This window comes from Mycetohabitans rhizoxinica HKI 454 (assembly GCF_000198775.1).
GTDB classification, from domain to species: Bacteria; Pseudomonadota; Gammaproteobacteria; order Burkholderiales; family Burkholderiaceae; genus Mycetohabitans; species Mycetohabitans rhizoxinica.
Window position 1 is genome coordinate 80,347 of sequence record NC_014718.1, and the last position, 22,222, is coordinate 102,568.

General features: G+C 61.5%; 5 protein-coding genes and 1 pseudogene. 2 read left to right on the top strand and 4 right to left on the bottom strand.

Annotated elements, in window-relative coordinates:
- Window positions 1-116: 116 nt before the first annotated feature.
- A complete protein-coding gene (locus tag RBRH_RS12510) occupies window positions 117-18,671 on the top strand; it encodes a non-ribosomal peptide synthetase (RefSeq protein WP_013428370.1) in 18,555 nt (6,184 codons plus the stop codon).
- Between the two features lie 748 nt (window positions 18,672-19,419).
- On the opposite strand, the gene RBRH_RS21405 is transcribed toward RBRH_RS12510, so the two are convergent.
- The 4 genes from RBRH_RS21405 to RBRH_RS16370 form a co-directional block, all read right to left on the bottom strand.
- Window positions 19,420-19,713 (bottom strand): IS3 family transposase, encoded by a 294-nt coding sequence (locus RBRH_RS21405; protein WP_013428371.1) that lies wholly within the window; start codon window positions 19,711-19,713, stop codon window positions 19,420-19,422.
- 490 nt (window positions 19,714-20,203) lie between these two features.
- On the bottom strand, window positions 20,204-20,566 hold the full coding sequence (locus RBRH_RS12520; RefSeq protein ID WP_049786505.1) for a hypothetical protein: 363 nt from the start codon (window positions 20,564-20,566) through the stop codon (window positions 20,204-20,206).
- Between the two features lie 315 nt (window positions 20,567-20,881).
- Window positions 20,882-21,460: a glycosyltransferase gene (locus RBRH_RS16365; RefSeq protein ID WP_157864607.1), complete on the bottom strand. Its 579-nt coding sequence runs from the start codon at window positions 21,458-21,460 to the stop codon at window positions 20,882-20,884.
- On the bottom strand, window positions 21,427-21,768 hold the full coding sequence (locus RBRH_RS16370) for a glycosyltransferase family protein (protein WP_157864507.1): 342 nt from the start codon (window positions 21,766-21,768) through the stop codon (window positions 21,427-21,429). Before RBRH_RS16370 ends, RBRH_RS16365 begins: the two co-directional genes overlap by 34 nt.
- On the opposite strand from RBRH_RS16370, the pseudogene RBRH_RS12530 reads away from it, so the two are divergent.
- A pseudogene (locus tag RBRH_RS12530) lies at window positions 21,736-22,125 on the top strand (polysaccharide deacetylase family protein); the annotation flags it as partial. The gene RBRH_RS16370 and the pseudogene RBRH_RS12530 overlap by 33 nt on opposite strands.
- Window positions 22,126-22,222: the final 97 nt, after the last annotated feature.

The window sequence follows — 22,222 nt, forward strand, 5'->3', positions numbered from 1 at the left end:
CTCGCCAACGTAGAGCTTTATTTTCTTGCTGCCTGGCCGATTGTTAAAGCAATGGCAGTCGTTCAGTGGGTTAGTGCTGCTAAAACGGTTTGACTTTATCTGATCGAAGGTTATAAATGTCTGTTTACAGTATGCCAGTTCCGCTTAGTACGTCCCAAACTGACTGCAATGCGACGCAGCAGGACTGTCCGTCGCACCTGTGCGTGCATCAGCTGTTCGAAGCGCAGGTCGAGCGCACGCCGCAGGCGGTGGCTGTCGTGTTGGGCGAGCAGTCCATCACGTACGCTGACTTAGAGCGCCGGGCTAATCAACTAGCGTGGCATTTGCGCACGCTGGGCGTTGGACCCGACGTCGTGGTGGGGTTAGGCGTGACGCGCTCAATCGAGATGGTGGTCGGCGTACTGGGCATCTTGAAGGCCGGGGGCGCATACTTGCCGCTGGATCCGAGCTACCCGCACGAGCGCCTCACATACATGATGCAACAGGCGCGCGTGCCGGTCCTGGTTACGCAGTCGCCCCTGCAGCAGGCGTTGCCGCGCACGCCTGCATCATGCGTGTGCCTGGATATCGATTGGGCGCAGATCGCGGTGGAGCCCGACACGCGCCCGCCCAGCGGCGTGTTGCCTGAGCATCTCGCATACGTAACCTATACGTCGGGCTCAACCGGCCAGCCTAAAGGGGTGATGACCCGGCATGGTGGCGCAGCCAATTACCTGAACTTCTTAGTTCGCCATTATCGTGTCATCGACAAGGAGGTGGTGCTCAATGTCGCGAGCCTGGCCTTTGATGCGTCGGTGCGTGACCTAATCGGCCCGCTGATTGCAGGCGCCCGCGTGGTGCTCATCCCGACCGCGCACGCCAAGGAGCCGCACCGCTATGTGGGTGTGCTCCATGAGCAGCGTGTCACGGCATTGCTCAGTATAACGCCTAGCTTGCTGCGTAGCGTGTGTCAGGCAGCTGAACACCGAGGCGTGTGTGACGCACTGCGCCTGATCTTGGTGAGTGGCGAAGCGCTGGACGCGCAGCTTGTGGCGCGTGTGCATCAAACGCTCGGCGCGCAGGTGCAGGTGTTCAATCAGTACGGCCCGACCGAATGCACGATGACCTCGACCTGGTTTGCGGCCGTGCCTGACGCACAGGGGTCGGTGCCAATCGGCGAGCCGCTGTCGAACGTGCGCGTGTATGTGCTGGATCGGCAACTCAAGCCGTTGCCACCGGGCGTGACTGGCGAGCTATATATCGCGGGTGCGGGCTTGGCACGCGGTTACTTCAACCAGCCGGCGTTAAGCGCTGAGCGCTTTGTCGCCAACCCGTTCGGGCACAGCGAGCGGCTGTACCGAACGGGCGACTTGGGCAAATGGCGGGTGGACGGTCGGCTTGACTATATGGGCCGCATCGACGATCAGATTAAGCTGCGCGGTCAACGAATCGAGCCGGGCGAGATTGAGGCATGCTTGGCCCAGCACCCGCAGGTGCGCGACGCGGTGGTGCTGGCGCGCGGCGACGGCGAGGACACGCGACTTGTCGCGTATGTCATTGCGGAAGCCGATGCGCCACTGGCCAGCACGCCTGAATCCGGGGTGCCACTCGCGAGCACGCTGCATGCGCATGTGGCCGCTCGGTTGCCCGATTATATGGTGCCGGCTGCGTTTGTGCGGCTCAATGCCTTCCCGCTGACGCCCAACGGCAAACTCGATCGGCGTGCGCTGCCCGCGCCTGACGCGGACGCGCTCGTGCGCCAAGTGTATGAAGCGCCGCAAGGTGAGCTTGAAGCTGACCTCGCGGCGATTTGGGCCGAGCTATTAGGTGTCGAGCGCGTCGGCCGGCACGATAGCTTCTTTGCGCTCGGCGGCCATTCGCTGCTCGCGGTGCAGCTGTTGAATCGTATCGCTGGGCTGGGTGCCGACGTGCCATTGGCTACGCTATTTGCGTCGCCCACGCTGGCGGCATTCGCTGCCGCAGTGGAGGCGCAAGGGCATCACGGCACCGATATGCTGCTCCCCATCCCGCCGGTGCCGCGCGAAGGCGCTTTGCCGCTGTCGTTTGCACAGCAGCGGCTATGGTTTCTCGCGCAACTTGATGGCGTGAGTCGCACCTATCATATGTCGCGTGCACTGCGCGTGCGCGGGCCGCTGAATCGGGCCGCGTGGCAACAGGCGCTCGATGCGCTGTTTGCGCGTCATGACGCGCTGCGCTCACTATTTGTCAGCGTCGAGGGTCAACCGCAAGTGCAATTGCTACCGGCGGGCACAGGCGTGCCGATGACCTGGCATGACTTGCGCGGCGTGCCTGACGCCGACGCGCAATTGGCGCGCTTAAGCGACGAGGCGGTGTACGCACCATTTGATCTGGCGCACGGGCCGCTGCTACGCGCGTGCGGCATTCAGTTGGCCGATGACGAGCATGTGTTGGTACTGACCCAGCACCATATCGTATCGGACGGCTGGTCCATGGAAGTGTCGGTGCGTGAATTGAATGCGCTGTACACGGCCGCCTGTCAGGGTCAGCCGGATCCGTTGCAGCCCTTGGCAGTTCAGTATCCGGACTATGCGGCGTGGCAGCGGCAGTGGCTGTCGGGCGAGCGGCTGCAAGCGCAAAGCGAGTATTGGCGCACGACGCTGGCCGACGCACCGGTGCTGCTGGCGCTGCCGACCGATCGGCCGCGCCCGGCGCAGCAATCATTTGCGGGCGCGCAGGTGCCGGTGTGTATTGATGCCTCGACCACGCAGGCACTGAAGCGCTTAAGCCAAGAGCGCGGCACGACCTTGTTTATGACGGTGCTCGCGGCGTGGAGCGCGGTGCTGGCGCGTCTGTCGGGCCAGGACGATCTGGTCATCGGCGTGCCCAGCGCGAACCGGGGACATCCAGCGATCGAGTCGCTAATTGGTTTCTTTGTCAATACGCTGGCGCTGCGTGTGGATCTGTCCGGTGAGCCGACGACAACGCAGTTGCTGGAGCGCGTGCGGCACACGACGCTCGAAGCGCAGGCACATCAGGATCTGCCGTTTGAGCAGGTGGTGGAGATCGTGCAGCCGCCGCGCCGGCTCAATCACACGCCGCTGTTTCAAGTGATGTTTGCGTGGCAGAACACGCAGCCGGAGCGGTGGCACTTGCCGGATTTAGCGGTCACCCCGACCGAGCTTGAGGGCAATACGGTCAAGTTTGACCTGGAGCTGGAACTACAGGAGTCGGGCGACGCCATTGTTGGCGCATTGGGCTATGCGAGCGCGTTGTTTGACCGCGCGACGATCGAGCGGCATGTCGGGTATTTGCAGACGATGTTGCAGGCGATGGCGGCTGACGCAGCGCACCCTGTGACACGCGTTGAGTTGCTGGCACCGGCCGAGCGCACGTTGTTGCTCAAGACGTGGAATGCGACAGCACAAGACTATCCGGCGCACCAATGCATTCACCAGTTGTTTGAAGCGCAAGTCGAGCGCACGCCTGACGCCACGGCGCTAGTCTATGAGGACCAGACGCTGGGCTATGCTCAGTTGAATGCGCAAGCGAATCGCTTAGCGCATCAGTTAATCGAGTTGGGCGTCAAGCCCGATGCACGGGTGGCCATTTGTGTGGAGCGCTCGCCCGCGATGGTGGTGGGGCTGCTGGCGATCCTGAAGGCCGGCGGCGCGTATGTGCCGCTAGACCCGGCGTATCCGGGCGAGCGGCTCGCGCATATTCTTGCGGATGCGACGCCGCAGATTGTGCTTGCGGATGCGGCGGGCCGGGCCGCACTGGGTGAGGCGGCGTTGGCCGATCGCACGGTGCTGGACCCGAACACCTTGCCGGATCGGGCGGACACGAATCCATTCGTGCCGGATCTGACCTCCCATCATCTGGCGTATGTGATTTATACGTCCGGTTCCACCGGTATGCCCAAAGGGGTCTTAATTCGGCACAGTGGTGTGATCAACCAGATTACGGCGCTACCTCAACAACTGGAGTTGGGTGTACAGGACCGACGGTTGCAATTTGCTTCGCCAGCCTTTGATACGTCAGTAGAAGAAATTTTTTCCACGTTGACCGTGGGTGCGGCGCTGGTCCTACGCACGGATGCTTGGCTAGTGGAGGCCAGGAAATTTTGGGCGTTGTGCCAAGCCCATCGCATAAGTGTAGTAGGGTTACCTGCACAATTTTGGGCGCAATTGGTCCAGGAAGAGGTTCCCATTGCAGACAGTGTGCGCGCTGTCATGATCAGTGGCGATGCAGTGAGCGTGTCAGCGTGGAATGCCTGGTTTACAGGCCGTGGCTATCGGCCACGCTTGTTAAATAGTTACGGTCCGACTGAAACGACAGTGAGTGCCACAATCCATGAGATCACTCACGTTGAGGGTGACTGGCGCACGATTGGTCGCCCGATTGCAAATACGCGACTTTACCTGCTCGATGCACACAAGCAGCCAGTGCCGCTGGGTGCGGTGGGTGAGCTCTATATTGGCGGAGCGGGTGTCGCGTGTGGCTACCTGAACCGCCCGGAGCTCACGGCCGAGCGCTTTGTGCGCGATCCGTTCACGGACGAGCCCGATGCGCGGATGTACAAGACGGGGGATGTGGCGCGCTATTTGCCCAATGGCAATTTAGAATTCCTAGGCCGCAACGACCATCAAGTCAAGATCCGGGGCTTTCGCATTGAGCCGGGCGAGATCGAGGCGTGCCTGACCCAACACCCGCAGGTGCACGACGCGGTGGTGTTGGTCATGGGCGAAGGGCAAACTAAGCGCCTGGTCGCGTATGTGGTGGCTGGGCCCGATGAGGCGTTAGCGGGTACCTTGCGCGCGCATGTGGCGGCCGCGTTGCCTGAATATATGGTACCCAGTGCGTTTGTGCGGCTCGAGGCGTTCCCACTGACGCCGAACGGCAAGCTGGACCGGCGTGCACTGCCGGCACCCAGCGTCGAAGCATTCGCGCATCAAGCGTACGAAGCGCCGCAAGGCGAGCTTGAAACTGACCTCGCGGCGATTTGGGCTGAGCTGCTTGGTGTCGAGCGCATCAGCCGGCATGATAGCTTCTTCGCGCTCGGCGGCCATTCGCTGCTCGCGGTGCGGCTGTTGAATCGTATCGCTGGGCTGGGTGCCGATGTGCCACTGGCCACGCTATTTGCATCACCGACGCTGGCCGCGTTCGCGGCGGCGATCGATGCGCGACGTCATCACGGTACCGGTACGCTGCCTGAGATCGCGCCGGTGTCGCGCGAAGGCCATTTGCCGCTGTCGTTTGCACAGCAGCGGCTGTGGTTTCTCGCACAATTTGATGGCGTGAGCCGCACCTATCACATGCCGATCGCATGGCGTGTGCACGGGCCGCTGAATCGGGCCGCGTGGCAGCACGCACTGGATGCGCTGTTCGCCCGCCATGAGGCGCTGCGCTCGGTGTTCGTCAGCGTCGGCGGTCAGCCGCAGGTGCAGCTGCTACCCGCCGAGACGGGCGTGCCGATGACCTGGCATGACCTGCGCAGCGTGCCCGATAGGCAAGCCCAGTTAGCGAAGCTCAGCGAAGAGGCCGCCCGAGCGCCGTTTGATTTGGCGCACGGGCCGCTGCTGCGCGCCTGCGGGATTCAGTTGTCGGACGACGAGCACATGTTGGTACTGACGCAGCACCATATTGTGTCGGACGGCTGGTCGATTGAGGTGCTGGTGCGCGAACTCAGCGCGCTATACACGGCCGCCTGCCGGGGCCGACCGGATCCGTTGTCGCCCTTGGCGGTTCAGTACCTGGATTATGCGGCGTGGCAACGGCAATGGCTCTCGGGCGAGCGACTGCAGGCGCAAAGCGAGTATTGGCGCATGACGCTCGCCGACGCACCGGTGCTGCTGGAGCTACCCACCGATCGGCCGCGTCCGGCGCAGCCATCATTTGCGGGTGCACGGGTGCCCGTATGCATCGATGCGGACACGACAAGCGCGATCAAACGCTTGAGCGGGGAGCACGGCACGACCTTGTTCATGACGGTGCTGGCGGCGTGGAGTGCGGTGCTGGCGCGCCTGTCGGGGCAAGACGATCTAGTCATTGGTACGCCCAGCGCGAACCGCGGCCACCCAGCGATCGAACCCTTGATTGGCTTCTTTGTCAATACACTGGCGCTGCGTGTGGATCTGTCCGGTGAGCCGACGACGACGCAGCTGCTGGAGCGCGTGCGGCGCACGACGCTCGAAGCGCAAGCGCATCAGGAGTTGCCGTTTGAGCAGGTGGTGGAGATTGTGCAGCCGCCGCGCCGGCTCAATCACACACCGCTGTTTCAAGTGATATTTGCGTGGCAGGGGGCGCAGACAGAGCACTGGTGCCTGCCGGATCTCACGGTCACCCCGACCGAGCTTGAGGGCAATACGGTCAAGTTCGACCTGGAGTTGGAGCTACACGAGTCGGGCAACGAAATTGTTGGCGCATTGGGCTATGCGAGCGCGTTGTTTGACCAAACGACGATCGAGCGGCATGTCGGGTATCTGCAAACGGTGTTGCAGGCGATGGCGGCTGACGCAACGTATCCTGTGACACGCGTTGACTTGCTGGCACCGGCCGAGCGCACCTTGCTACTTAAGACGTGGAATGCGACGCAGCAGCCCTATCCATCGCACCTGTGCGTGCATCAGTTGTTCGAAACGCAGGCCGAACGCACGCCCGAGGAAACGGCGTTGGTCTCTGAGGATCAGGCAGTCAGCTACGCCGAGCTCAATACGCGAGCCAATCGTCTCGCCCATCAGTTGATCGAGTTGGGCGTCAAACCCGATGCACGCGTGGCCATTTGTGTGGAGCGCTCACCCGCGATGGTGGTGGGACTGCTCGCGATTCTAAAGGCCGGCGGCGCGTACGTGCCGCTGGATCCCGCGTATCCGGGCGAGCGCCTCGCGCATATCCTTACGGACGCGGCACCCGCCATTGTGCTCGCGGATGCAGCGGGCCGGACCGCGCTGGGGGACACGGCGCTCGCGTCGCGCACGGTACTCGATCCGAATGAATTGCCCGAGTTGGCTGACACCAATCCAGCGGTGCCAGGCTTGACCGCGCGTGATCTGGCGTATGTGATTTATACGTCCGGCTCCACTGGCACCCCGAAGGGCGTCATGGTGCCGCACCGTGGTGTGGTGAACCTTGCGCAGGCGCAAATTGCCTGCTTTGGCGTCCACGCTTGCAGCCGCATTTTGCAGTTTGCGTCGTTCAGTTTTGATGCGAGCAGCTCGGAAATGGTGATGGCCTTCGGCAGTGGGGCGAGCTTGTATCTGCCACCCAAGACGATTCGTCATGACCGACGCGGGCTGTGGGATTATTTAGCACGACATGCGATCACGCATGCCACCTTACCCCCTGCACTATTTCAACATAGCGAGGATTTACTGAGCCTAAGTCTCCCCCTAACGGTGATCCTAGCAGGCGAAGCGCCCAGTTCGACATTGATTCAAGCCTTGGCCAAGCAAGGCACCGTCTTTAATGCGTATGGCCCAACGGAGGCCACGGTTTGTGCCACGATATGGCGTGGCCCCCGTGATTTTGACGGCAAAGTCGTCCCGATTGGCCGGCCGATTGCAAACACACGGCTTTACCTGCTCGATGCACACAAGCAGCCGGTGCCGCTCGGTGCGGTGGGTGAGCTCTATATTGGCGGCGCGGGTGTTGCGCGTGGCTACCTGAATCGCCCGGAGCTGACAGCCGAGCGTTTTATGCGCGATCCGTTCACGGACGAGCCGGATGCGCGGATGTACAGGACGGGGGATGTGGCGCGGTATTTGCCCGATGGCAATTTAGAATTTCTGGGCCGCAATGACCATCAAGTCAAGATTCGCGGGTTTCGCATTGAGCCGGGCGAGATCGAAGCGTGCCTGAATTCCCATCCCCAGGTGCATGATGCGCTCGTGCTGACGCGCGGCGACGGCGACGAGAAGCGGCTGGTCGCCTATGTGCGGGCCGAGCCCGATGACGCGTTGGCCAACACGCTGCGTGCGTATGTGGCTGCTCGCTTGCCTGACTATATGGTGCCGGGCGCATTCGTGCGGCTTGACGCGTGGCCGCTGACACCCAACGGCAAGCTCGATCGGCGTGCGCTGCCCGCGCCCGATAGCCATGCGCTCGTGCACCAAGTGTATGAAGCGCCGCGGGGCGAACTGGAGACGGCGTTGGCGGCGATCTGGGCTGAGCTATTGGGCGTCGAGCGCGTGGGTCGGCACGATAGCTTCTTTGCGCTTGGCGGCCACTCGTTGTTGAGCGTGCGCTTAATGAATCGAGTGAGTGCACTCGGTGTCGACGTGCCCCTGGCTACGCTGTTCGCCTCGCCGACGCTGGCGGGATTCGCTGCCGCGGTGGAGGCGCAAGGGCATCACGGCACCGAGACGCTGTCCCCCATCACGCCGGTGTCGCGCGAAGGCCATTTGCCGCTGTCGTTTGCACAGCAGCGGCTGTGGTTTCTCGCACAATTTGATGGCGTGAGCCGCACCTATCATATGCCGATCGCGTGGCGTGTGCACGGGCCGCTGAATCGGGCCGCGTGGCAGCACGCACTGGATGCGCTGTTCGCCCGCCATGAGGCGCTGCGCTCGGTGTTCGTCAGCGTCGGTGGTCAGCCGCAGGTGCAGCTGCTACCCGCCGAGACGGGCGTGCCGATGACCTGGCATGACCTGCGCGGCGTGCCCGATAGGCAAGCCCAGTTAGCGCAGCTCAGCGAAGAGGCCGCTCAAGCGCCGTTTGATCTGGCGCACGGGCCGCTGCTGCGCGCGTGCGGCATGCAACTGGCCGACGACGAGCACATGTTGGTACTGACGCAGCACCATATTGTGTCGGACGGCTGGTCGATCGAGGTGCTGGTGCGTGAACTCAGCGCGCTGTACACGGCCGCCTGTGCGGAGCAGGCCGATCCGTTGCCGCCCTTGGCGGTTCAGTACCCGGACTATGCAGCGTGGCAGCGGCAATGGTTATCGGGCGAGCGGCTGCAAGCGCAAAGCGAGTATTGGCGCACGACGCTGGCCGACGCACCGGTGCTGCTGGAGCTACCCACCGACCGGCCGCGTCCAGCGCAGCAATCATTTGCGGGTGCACAGGTGCCCGTGTGCATCGATGCCGACACGACAAGCGCGCTCAAACGCCTGAGCCGGGAGCACGGCACGACCTTGTTCATGACGGTGCTGGCGGCGTGGAGCGCGGTGCTGGCGCGCCTGTCGGGGCAAGACGATCTGGTCATTGGTACGCCCAGCGCGAACCGCGGCCACCCAGCGATCGAGCCCTTGATTGGCTTCTTTGTCAATACACTGGCGCTGCGTGTGGATCTGTCCGGTGAGCCGACGACGACGCAGCTGCTGGAGCGCGTGCGGCGCACGACGCTTGAAGCGCAAATGCACCAGGATCTGCCGTTTGAGCAAGTGGTGGAGATCGTGCAGCCGCCGCGCCGGCTCAATCACACACCGCTGTTTCAAGTGATGTTTGCGTGGCAGGGGGAGCAGACAGAGCATTGGTGCCTGCCGGAACTCACGCTCACCCCGACCGAGCTTGGGGACAATCCGATCAAGTTCGACCTGGAATTGGGGCTACACGAGTCGGGCAACGAAATTGTTGGCGCATTGGGCTATGCGAGCGCGTTGTTTGACCAAACGACGATCGAGCGGCATGTCGGGTATCTGCAAACGGTGTTGCAGGCGATGGCGGCTGACGCAACGTATCCTGTGACACGCGTTGACTTGCTGGCACCGGCCGAGCGTACCTTGCTGCTCAAGACGTGGAATGCGACAGAATGCGATTATCCGTCGCAGTTGTGCATCCATCAGTTGTTTGAAGCGCAGGCCGAACGCACGCCCGAGGCGACGGCGTTGGTGGCGCAAGAGCAGACGCTCAGTTACGCCGAGCTGAATGCGAGGGCAAATCGTCTCGCCCATCAGCTGATCGAATGGGGCGTCCAGCCCGATGCACGCGTGGCCATTTGTGTGGAGCGCTCACCCGCGATGGTAGTCGGACTGCTCGCGGTGCTCAAGGCGGGCGGTACGTACGTGCCGCTCGATCCCGCGTATCCGCCAGAGCGCTTGGCGCATATGATGGCGGACAGTGCGCCCGTAGTCTTGTTGAGCGTGGGCACCCCGCCTGCCGCAGTGACGCCATGCTTGGGAGCCGGGGTGCCGGTACTGGACCTGCAGGCGGATGCGGCGCAGTGGGCACACCAAAGCGCACGCAATCCGGCATTAGCACTGACTGCGCAGAGCCTGGCCTACGTGATTTATACGTCAGGCTCCACGGGCCAGCCCAAAGGGGTGATGATTCCCCATCGCAGCGCGGTCAACCTGGTGACGTCCATGGCGCAGAAACTGGGTCTCACTGCGCACGACCGGGTGTTGCAATGCTCGTCCCTGTCCTTCGATGCGTCGGTCGGCGAGATCTTTGTCACTTTAACCCAGGGCGCGGCGTTGGTGCTACGCACCGATGCTTGGTTAGCGGGGGCCGCGCAATTTTGGGCGCTTTGCCAGGCGAACCGGGTGAGCGTGACGGATTTGCCTACCCAATTTTGGGCACAATTGGCACAGGAAAAAGTCCCTGTTCCGGACAGCGTGCGCGTGGTCATGATTAGTGGCGAGGCGCTGAGCGCGTCAGCACAAAGCGCATGGTTTGCGGGGGCAGGCCACCGACCGCGCTTGTTAAATGTTTATGGCCCGACTGAGACGACGGTGACGGCCACCGTGCATGAGGTCACTGACGCAGCAAACAACTGGCGCACGATTGGTCGTCCCATTGATAACACCCGGCTTTATATCCTGGACGCGCACAAGCAGCCGGTGCCGCTGGGGGCGATGGGCGAGCTGTACATTGGCGGCGTCGGCGTGGCCCGGGGTTACCTGAACCGGCCTGAGCTGACGGCTGAGCGCTTCGTGCGCGATCCGTTCTCGGACGAGCCCAAGGCGCGGATGTATCGGACTGGGGATTTGGCGCGGTATTTACCGGATGGCAATCTGGAATTCCTGGGTCGAAATGACCATCAAGTCAAGATTCGCGGCTTTCGGATTGAGTTGGGTGAGATCGAGGCGTGCTTGGCTCAGCATGCCCAGGTGCACGACGCGGTGGTGCTGGCGATGGGCGAAGGCAGCGCCAAGCGCTTGGTCGCGTATGTGGTGGCCGAGCCCGATGACGCGTTAGTCAGCACGCTGCGCGCGCATGTGACAGCCAACTTGCCCGACTATATGGTGCCGGCTGCATTGGTGCGGCTCGATGCGTGGCCACTGACGCCGAACGGCAAGCTGGACCGGCGTGCGCTGCCGGCACCCAGCGCCGAGGCATTCGCGCATCAAGCGTATGAGGCGCCGCAGGGTGAATGGGAGACCACGCTGGCCGAGATGTGGGCTGAGCTGCTCGGTGTCGAACGAGTGGGCCGACACGACAGCTTCTTCACGTTGGGTGGGCATTCACTGCTCGCGGTGCGCTTGATGAACCGGGTGGCTGTACTGGGCATCGCATTACCGCTGGCGACGTTGTTTGCTGCGCCGACGCTGGCCGGGTTCGCCGCGGCATTGGATGCGCAACGTACGGACAGCGCCGTGCTGCCCGAGATCACACCGGTGCCGCGAGAAGGCCATTTGCCGCTGTCGTTCGCGCAGCAACGGCTATGGTTCCTCGCGCAGCTCGACGGGGTGAGCGACACCTATCATATCCCGCTGGCGCTGCGCCTGCGCGGCACCTTGAACCGTGTCGCCTGGCAGCGAGCGCTGGATGGGCTGTGGATACGTCACGAAGCGCTGCGCTCAGTGTTTTTGAGCGTCGACGGTCAACCGCAGGTGCAGCTGTTGCCGGCCGAGACAGGGATGCCGATGACCTGGCATGACCTGCGCGGTGAGCGCGACGCGCAGGCCCAACTGGTGCGACTGAGCGCTGAGGCGGCACAGGCGCCGTTCGACCTGGCCCGTGGCCCGCTGATCCGCGCCTGCGGGGTGCAATTGGCCGATGACGAGCATGTGATGCTGCTGGTGCAGCACCATATCGTGTCGGATGGTTGGTCAATCGGGGTGCTGGTGCGCGAATTGAATGCGCTATATCGTGCGGCCTGCGGGGAGTCGGCCGAGCCGTTGCCGGCACTGACGATCCAATATCCGGACTATGCAGCATGGCAGCGGCAGTGGCTCTCGGGCGAGCGGCTGCAAGCGCAAAGCGAGTATTGGCGCACGCGGCTGGCCGATGCACCGGTGCTGCTGACATTGCCCACTGACCGGCCGCGGCCGGCGCAGCAATCGTTCGCTGGGGCCTATGTGCCGATCCGGATCGATGCGCAAACCACCCGGGCACTGAAGCGCGTGAGTCAAGCGCACGGTGCGACACTATTTATGACGGTGCTCGCAGCGTGGAGTGCGGTGCTGGCGCGCCTATCGGGGCAAGACGATCTGGTCATTGGTACGCCCAGTGCGAATCGTCATCACCGTCAAATTGAGCCGTTGATTGGTTTCTTTGTGAACACGCTGGCGCTGCGTGTGGATCTGTCTGGTGAGCCGACGACGACGCAGCTGATTGAGCGGGTGCGGCGCACGGCACTGGAAGCGCAAGCGCATCAAGATCTGCCGTTCGAGCAGGTGGTGGAGATCGTGCAGCCACCAAGGCGGCTCGAGCATACGCCGCTGTTTCAAGTGATGTTTGCGTGGCAGAACAACGAGACTGAAGCGTGGCAGCTGCCGGAGCTGGACGTCACGTCAGCGCCCTTGGCTTATGACGTGGTCAAGTTCGATCTGGAGCTGCACTTACAGGAGGCAGAGGAAGAGATTGCTGGGAGCCTGGGCTATGCGACGGCGCTGTTCGATCGCGCAACGATCGAGCGACACGTCGGGTATGTGCAGACGATGTTGCAAGCAATGGCGGCGGACGAGCCGCATCTGGTCACCCGTGTTGAGTTGCTGACGCCGGCTGAGCGCACGTTGTTGCTCGAGACGTGGAATGCGACGCAACAAGAGTATCCGGCGCATCGATGCATTCACCAGCTATTTGAAGCGCAAGTCGAGCGCACGCCCGAGGCCACGGCGCTAGTCTATGAGGATCAGGCGTTGAGCTACGCTGAGTTGAATGCGCGGGCGAACCGCTTGGCGCATCAATTGACCGAACTGGGGGTGCAGCCGGATGCGCGAGTAGCGATCTGCGTGCAGCGCAGTCCGGCGATGGTCGTCGGGCTGCTGGCGATCCTCAAAGCCGGGGGAGGCTACGTGCCGCTCGATCCGACGTATGCGGGCGAGCGGCTTGCGCATATCGTGCAGGATGCGGCACCGGAGATTGTGCTGGCCGATGCGGCGGGCCGGGCGGCACTGGGCGACGCAGCCTTGGCCGATCGCACGGTGCTCGATCCGAACAGGCTGCCTGAGCAGCCGGAGACGAATCCGTCGGTACCGGTGCTGACGCCCCGTCATCTGGCGTATGTAATCTATACGTCCGGTTCGACCGGTATGCCCAAGGGGGTGATGGTCGAGCACGCGCAGGTGGTGAGGCTGTTTGAGGCGACACAACCTTGGTATCACTTCGACGAGAACGATATCTGGTGTCTGTTTCACTCGTTTGCCTTTGACTTTTCCGTGTGGGAACTCTGGGGCGCATTGCGCCATGGCGGCAAGCTCATCATTGTTCCCCATCAGATGGCTCGTTCCCCGCAAGACTTCCACCGATTAGTTTGTGAACAGGGCGTCACGGTATTGAACCAAACCCCAAGTGCGTTCAAAGCATGGATTGCCAGCCAAGCGCAAAGCCCTTTAAGGGATCAACTGCGCTATGTAATTTTTGGTGGAGAAGCGCTGGAGCCCTCCATCTTGCAAGCATGGTATGCGACACGCACAGAGCAGGGCCCGCAACTGGTGAACATGTATGGGATTACCGAGACGACCGTGCATGTGACGTACCGGCCGCTTCGGCCTGAGGATAGTACGCAAGGGGGCAGTCCGATTGGCGTGCGCATTCCTGATCTGAAGCTCTATTTGCTCGACGCCTATCAGCAGCCGGTGCCGCTGGGGGCGGTCGGCGAGTTGTATATTGGTGGAGCAGGAGTGGCGCGTGGCTACTTGAATCGTCCGGAGCTGACGGCCGAGCGCTTCGTGCGCGATCCGTTCTCGGCCGAGCCCGATGCCCGCATGTATAAGACGGGGGATTTGGCGCGGTATTTACCCGATGGAAACTTGGAGTTTCTGGGTCGCAATGACCACCAAGTCAAGATTCGCGGCTTTCGCATTGAACTGGGCGAGATTGAAGCGTGCCTGGCTCAGCACGCGCAGGTACACGACTCGGTGGTGTTGGCGATGGGCAAAGGGCAAGCTAAGCGTCTGGTCGCGTATGTGGTGGCCGAGCCCGATGACGCGTTAGCGGGCAACTTGCGCACGCATGTGTCAGCCGCGTTGCCTGAGTATATGGTGCCCAGTGCGTTCGTGCGGCTCGATGCGTTGCCGCTTACGCCCAATGGCAAACTGGACCGGCGTGCGCTGCCGGCGCCTGATGGGCAGGCGTTTGCGCATCAAGCGTATGAAGCGCCGCAGGGGGAGGTGGAGGCCGCGCTGGCCGAGATTTGGGCCGAACTGCTCGGTGTGGAGAGAATCAGCCGTCACGACAGCTTCTTTGCGTTGGGTGGGCATTCACTGCTGGCGGTGCAGCTCATTGAGCGCCTGCGCCGTCGCGGTCTGAGGTTGTCCGTGCGGGCGTTGTTCGATACGCCCGTGCTCAGTGCGTTGGCCCAGTCGCTCAGCCAGCATCGTGAAGTGGCGGTGCCACCGAATCGCATCACACCAGAGACGAGTGCGCTGACACCGGACTTGCTGCCGCTGATCGAACTGACGCAGGCCGAGATCGATCGCATTGTTGAGCAAGTGCCGGGTGGCGTCGCGAACATCCAGGATATCTATGCACTCTCGCCCCTGCAGGACGGCATCCTGTTCCACCATCTGCTGGCCACAGAGGGTGATCCGTACCTGGCGATTGCACAACTCGCCTTCGACACGCGAGCGCGGCTCGAACAGTATCTGGACGCGGTTCAGCAGGTGGTCAACCGGCATGACATTTTGCGCACGGCGTTTGTCTGGGAGGGGCTGTCCAAGCCCGCGCAAGTGGTCTGGCGTCACGCGCCGCTGTCGGTAACCGAGATCACGTTGGAGGCGAAGGATGGACCGATTGCCGAGCAACTGGTGCAGCGCTTTGATCCGCGCCACACGCGGCTGGATCTGAGGCAAGCGCCGCTGCTGCGTTGTGCGATCGCCCAGGATACGGACGGTCGCTGGTTAATGGTCCAATTGCAGCACCATCTGATCGATGACGTTTCCTCGCTCAAGATCATGCATGCGGAGGTGCGGGCGTTCATCGAAGGAAAGGGCGAAACGTTGCCGGCACCGCAGCCGTTCCGCAATCTGATCGCGCAGGCGCGATTGGGCGTCAGTCAAGCCGCCCACGAGCGCTTCTTTACCGAGCAGCTTGCCGACATTGAGGAGCCGACGTTGCCGTTTGGTCTGTCTCAGGTGCATTGCGACGGTGCGCAGGTGCGCGAAGTGCACCGGATGTTGCCGCAGGCATTGAATGATCGGCTGCGCGCGCACGCTAAACGGCTGAGCGTGAGTCTAGCGAGCCTGTGCCATCTAACGTGGGCACAGGTGCTCGCACGCGCCAGTGGCCAACGACGTGTGGTGTTTGGTACGGTGCTATTTGGCCGGATGCAGGCAGGTAGCAGTGCCGACAGTGCGATGGGACTGTTTATCAATACGCTGCCACTGCGCGTAGACTTGGCCGGCAGCGTGGAGTCAGCCGTGCGCGCCACGCATGCGCGGCTGGCGGCGCTGCTCGAGCATGAGCATGCGTCGCTGGCCCTGGCGCAGCGCTGCAGTCGCGTGCCGGCGGGTACGCCGCTGTTTAGCGCGCTGCTGAACTATCGGCATAATGCGCTCAGCACAGATGAGCACAGCATGCTGCCGGGTGTCGAGTGGCTCAGTGCCGAAGAGCGTACCAATTACCCATTGATGCTGTCGGTCGAAGACTTCGGTCATGCGCTGGGGTTGACCGCGCAGGTCGTGGCGTCGTTGGATCCGGATCGAGTATGTGGGTATATGCAGCAGGCGCTGCACAGCTTGGCTGAGGCGCTCGAGACGATGCCAGAATGGCCGATTGGACAATTGGAGATATTGCCCAATGAGGAGCGGGAGCGGCTGCTGCAGACGTGGAACGCGACGCAGCAGCCCTATCCGTCGCACCTGTGCGTGCATCAGTTGTTTGAGGCGCAGGTCGAACGCACGCCCGAGGCAACGGCGTTGGTCTCTGAGGATCAGGCAGTCAGTTACGCCGAGCTCAATACGCGAGCCAATCGTCTCGCCCATCAGTTGATTGAGTTGGGCGTCAAGCCCGATGCACGCGTGGCCATTTGTATCGAGCGTTCACCCGCGATGGTGGTGGGACTGCTCGCGATTTTAAAGGCCGGCGGCGCGTACGTACCGCTGGATCCCGCGTATCCGGGCGAGCGCCTCGCGCATATCCTTACGGACGCGGCACCCGCCATTGTGCTCGCGGATGCAGCGGGCCGGACCGCGCTGGGGGACGCGGTGCTTGCATCGCGCACGGTGTTTGACCCGCATAGCGTGCCGCAGCGGGCGGATACCAATCCGGTCGTAGACGGCCTCATGTCCCATCATCTTGCGTACGTGATCTATACCTCTGGCTCCACGGGTAAGCCCAAGGGGGTTATGGTCGAGCACCGCAATGTGGTCAATTTCTTGACCGCCATGTCGTCATCGCCCGGTATAACAAGCGATGATCGTTTGCTGGCCGTGACTAGCATCGCTTTTGACATCGCTGGCCTGGAGTTGTATTTGCCGATGAGCCAGGGTGTGACGGTGGTGATGGCTAGCCGTGATGAGGTCACTGACCCGGTCAAGCTGCACAATCGGATCATTGAGCAACGCATCACGGTGATGCAAGCCGTGCCGTCCGTTTGGCGGGCATTGCTAGAGCTACCCGAGCCGATGCTTAACCTAAAAGTATTATGCGGTGGAGAAGCCTTACCTTCGAGTCTGTCAATCCGGCTGGGTCGCGCGACGGGAGGATTGTGGAATCTGTACGGTCCCACAGAGACGACCATTTGGTCCTCTGCCTTGCAATGGGTGGGTCCACGCGACACGGATGGACCCACTGTTCCCATTGGCCGGCCTATTGCGAACACGCAACTCTACGTGTTGGATGCATACGGCCAGCCGGTGCCGTTGGGCGCAGTCGGGGAGCTGTATATTGGTGGCGCGGGCGTCACGCGGGGTTATCTGAACCGTCCGGAGCTGACCACTGAGCGTTTTGTGCGCAATCCCTTCTCTCAAGAAGCCGATGCGCGGATGTACAAGACAGGGGATTGGGCGCGTTATTTACCCAACGGCAATCTGGAGTTCCTAGGCCGCAATGATCATCAAGTCAAGATTCGCGGCTTTCGGATTGAGTTGGGCGAAATCGAAGCGTGCCTGGCTGCCCATCCACAGGTGCGCGACGCGGTGGTGCTTGCGCGTGGTGAGGGCGTCAATCAGCGGCTGATCGCATATGTGGTCGCTGAGAAAGATGAAACGCTCACCAGTGTGCTGCACGCGCATCTGGCGGCCAACCTGCCCGACTATATGGTGCCGGCCGCATTGGTGCGGCTCGATGCGTTCCCGCTGACACCCAACGGCAAACTCGATCGGCGTGCGTTGCCCGCGTCGGACGAGGATGCGTTGGTGCGTCAAGTGTATGAAGCGCCACAAGGTCAGTTCGAGACGGCGCTCGCAGCGATTTGGACCGAACTGCTGGGCGTCGAGTGTGTCGGTCGGCACGATAGCTTCTTTGCGCTCGGCGGGCACTCGCTATTGGCGATGCACTTGATGAGCCGTGTTCGTGATGTGCTCGGAGTGGAGCTGGCCATTCGCAATCTGTTCGAGGCACCTACTCTTAGAGGTTTGGCACAACGCTTAGTCGAGCAGCAGGGAAGCCAAGAAAGCTCATTTGGTGTGCTGCTTGCGCTCAAACCCCAAGGTAGTCGTCCTCCGCTTTTTTGCATCCATCCCGCCATGGGGCTGAGCTGGAGCTATATGGGCTTGTTGCCTCACTTGGATAGTGATCAGCCCCTCTATGGCTTGCAAGCCCGGGGATTTGACGGAACACGACCGCTTGCCTCCAAGATTGAGACGATGGCGTCGGACTATCTTGAGCAGATTCGCCGCATTCAGCCTCAAGGACCGTACTACCTATTAGGATGGAGCCTGGGAGGCATGGTGGCTCACAGCATGGCGGTGCAGCTGGAGCAGCAGGGTGAGTCAGTGGCACTACTGGCGTTGTTGGATAGCCATCCCAGCCCCGGCGTATTGGATGATGTGCCCGAATTCGATGAAGCGGCCCATTATGCTGCGCTGGTGACGCAGTATGGTGAAGGATTGATTTCGGCTATGGATGAACCGCTACGGTGGAACGCCTGGGAAATCGCAAAAAACCATCACCGTATTTTGAAAGACTTTTCTCCGCCCATCTATGGTGGCAATGCGCTTTTCTTCCACACAACCCTAGTGGACGATGCATCTCCCACGCTCGTACCTCGCGATGCATGGCAGCCTTATGTGCGCGGGAATATCGAGATTTACGATATTCATTGCGTCCATAGAGCGCTGCTCGAACCGGAACCAGCCGCTGCAATTGGTCGCGTGATAGCGAGGAAGCTAAATGAATTGGCAGATCAACGGCGTGAATCGGCGTATCCTGTGGCACAAGCTTGATGTCTAGCACGGATGTCTATCCCCGGAAAGTGAATAGGAGAATTTAGCATGAGTGACGCATGGAATGATTCAAGTGGCTTGTCGTGGAGGTTGCGCACGTGCCGCCATATAATCTTTTCTTTCAACCGCGTCCTCCCATCCTTCGGGTCGCAATAGGCAGCCAAGCGCGCAGACAGATTTTGGAGAAGCGCGGCGTCCTGGGGATTGGGACGAAACGGGTAACTCCGGGAGTGGGTGGCGTTGACCAGGCCAACCAGCACCATTCGGGTCGCCGCGCCGGCGTTGACGCCATAGGCGATGTGGGGCACCGGGCCGATCTGACCTGGACCGTCTGATGCCACGTCATGCCATACGCGTGGCGGCTCTGCGGCAGCGTATTCAGTCCACGCCGATCGCTGGAGGACCAAATCAGGATCGGTAGCGTGTGCCCGCTCACCGATACGCGGAGCCGGTCGTTAGACGGGTTGCGGTGCCGGCGCTTCGGTCCTATTGTCCATCTCGGTTCGAGGCAAGCATCGGATCCGATGTGTGGGGAGCGAATAAGTCACGAGTATCCATGATCGGCTTGTCAGCCGCGCGGCGGCTGCCTGCTGTGAAAAGAAAGGTGAGGCTATTGTTGCGGCACACACCGCGCGGCATTGAGAGGCAACCGAAGCTAAGGCATGCCATGCGAGCCAGCCTGGCAGCAAACGATAAGGTGGGGCAGGCTCCCGAGTGAACTGAATTCAAGAAATTAGACAGCGAACCACTATGCCTTCGCAAATCGAGGTCGGTACTCGAGTGGGCTGAGTCCCCGCAATGGGACCTTGATGCGGTCGTAATTGTAGTGCCTGATGTAGCTGTCGATGCCGGTTTGTAACTCCTGGACGTCGCGCAATGCATTGAGATAGTAAAACGCTGACTTGAGCGTATCGGAGAAGCTCTCAATGGCCGCATTGTCGAGGCAGTTCCCTCTGCGGGACCGTACTCTCAGTAATAGCGCGCTCTTGGAGGCGGCGTCTATATTCTGGCCTCCGGTAGTGCCACTCCTATCGGAACACAAGATCGGCTCGTTGAAAATTTCGGCTTTACGCCGCGAGTCTGCCAGCCCTATCGTCCCAAGAGCGTCGTTGTCTCAATGCCAGCACTAACGTATCGACGCTCAGAGCCGCAGAACGCTTCCAACATCCGCTATCGGTCTACAACGAGTTATTAAGGGTGCGTGTCTGAATTTGAAACAGGACAAATTGCAGCTGTGCAAAGCGCTGAAGCTTGATCGAGTCGGCAGTCAGTGGGCCTGCCGTGGCGCAAACGGCCGAACAACAGCAATCCAGTCACGGCGATTTCCCTAAAAAAGTACTGAGTATGCGGACCCATAGGAATAAATCGGAAAACGGTGCTCGAATCAACAAACTATTTTTTGTTGACTATCAGGGTTGGGCCTATAGGTCTCAAGTTCTAGCACCGCTCTCCTATTGCTAGATCGCTTCAATGCCTCGCACGCGAGACACGGGCATTTTTAGCGCGGCCGCTCTGATGGGCGGCCGCTTCGGTCATATCCAGTGCTGCAGGCCGAAATCGAACAACAGAACGACCGCGGAGCAAAATACGCCGCACAGCAAATTGGCGATGCGATGCCCGAAGTCGCGGTGGCGGCTGAGCGCCGCACCGATCAAAAACACGATCTCGGTTGCCACCTGCAGCCCGAACCAGGCGAGCATGACGGTGTACTCGTATCCCATCGAATTGAAGTTGGCAAAGTTCATGCCGTGTACATATATCCATGAGCCTACCCGCCATACTTCGTAGAGCAACAGCACCGCGGGGAATAGGTAGCTTGCGATATAGGTCGGAATCGTCGCATGTCGCAGCTCGAAGTGGTTCTCGTGCCGCAGGGGATGGGTCGTGAGCCGCATGATCTGCTCCTCTAAATATCCAGCTTGCCAAGTTATAGGCGGCACACGGCATGTGTGCGCCTGATTTGACTTTAGGCGGCCTGTGGGAAGGTTTCAATGCTGCATTGCAGCATCATGTTGCGTTGCGTGGCAGCGGACGTATCCATGCGGCATTGAGCAAGACGATGGCGCGACACGTGGGCGCGCCTTACGCCAAGGTGCGCCGGGACGCGGGATTGGCGCTGCACTGCAGCAGACGCCATGCAAGCGGTGACCGCAAAATACAAACGGCGGCCAGTATGCGCAGCTGTTGGACAGACTGTAAAACGAGCTGTCCTACACGACGGGGAATGCGTCACCGTCCGCGGCGACCAGGCTGCCCGTGTGCGTGGTTTCCGGTTGTTCGTTGCTCCGCTTCAGGCGTAGCACGGTGGCGAGTCGCTGCGCGTACCGCTGCGGGTGGTATTCGGCGACGTCATAGCGGCGATTCGGCTGGCCGAGATGCCGTATCAGAGCGTCGAGCGTTGCGCGGTAGCTCACCATATCGCAATGATACTTAAACTTATTGCGGATTTCGTCGCCGAACGTCGACAGGCTGCCAATGTCGTGCACGAGCGCCGGCAACCCAAGCATGGCTGCTTCGACGATCGACAGAGGCGCATTTTCCGCGCAGATTGACGGCAACACCACGGCATGCGCGGTCTCGCGCAATTCGGCCAGGAGCGCGCGAGGGGCACGCCTGCCGCGGAATTCGAGCCTTCCGGCACCAATTAAATCGGCATTGCGGTGCTCGAGCGCGGCACGCTCTGGCCCGTCGCCGAAAATCGTCAGCTTATTCAGACAGGCGAATTGCGTGGCGCGTGCCAGCGCGATGAACTCGCTCAGCCTTTTTCCGCCGCGATGCGGCCGGCGAATGCGAGGTTGATGCGGCTAGCGTGGATCGGCTTGGGCGCGCATACGGGCATGTCCGCGTCAATTGGGTTGGGCAGCAGCGACGTGTTCGTGATGCCGACGCGGTGCAGTGCTTGCTCCATGTACTGGCTGGGGCACAACAGCAGATTGAACGCCCGGGCGGGATGACACAGCAGCCTGGTCGAATGCCAGTAAAGCTTTTTCAATGCATCATGCACCGCGCCTTTCGGACTCGCGCAGGTGGTCAGCGCTGGACGCGTTAAGCCAGCCGGGCCGCGGCCGACCGCGCGCGGGTTGACTTTCAGTCCCATACGCGTTTTCATTCGATCCCGACCCGCTGCGACGACGTCGAATGCGAGCAGGAGATCACCGGCTCTCGGCGGGACATCGAACGGTTGACCGGCCGGCCCTGCGTGCATTTTGCATACCCGAACGGCAACTATGGGGAAAGGGAGATCCGGCTGTTGCGGGCGGCCGGCTACCGTACCGCCAGAACGTGCGATGTCGGTTGGAACGATGACGCGACCGATCCGTTCAGGTTGCGTGCCATTGATATCCATGACGACTCGTCGCTGGCATGGTTCATCGCGAAGCTGAGGGGGATTCCCTTGCTCCTGCGCTATGCGTGGCACGGCGGCGGTTGGCGCGGCCGCAAGCTCCAATTCTGACCCGTGCGGCCGGCGCCAGCCGGCGAGCTGATCGGGATTTTACAAAGCGCGTTAAAATAGCGGTGCAAGCACCTCCTCTGTGCCGCCGGCGTATTCT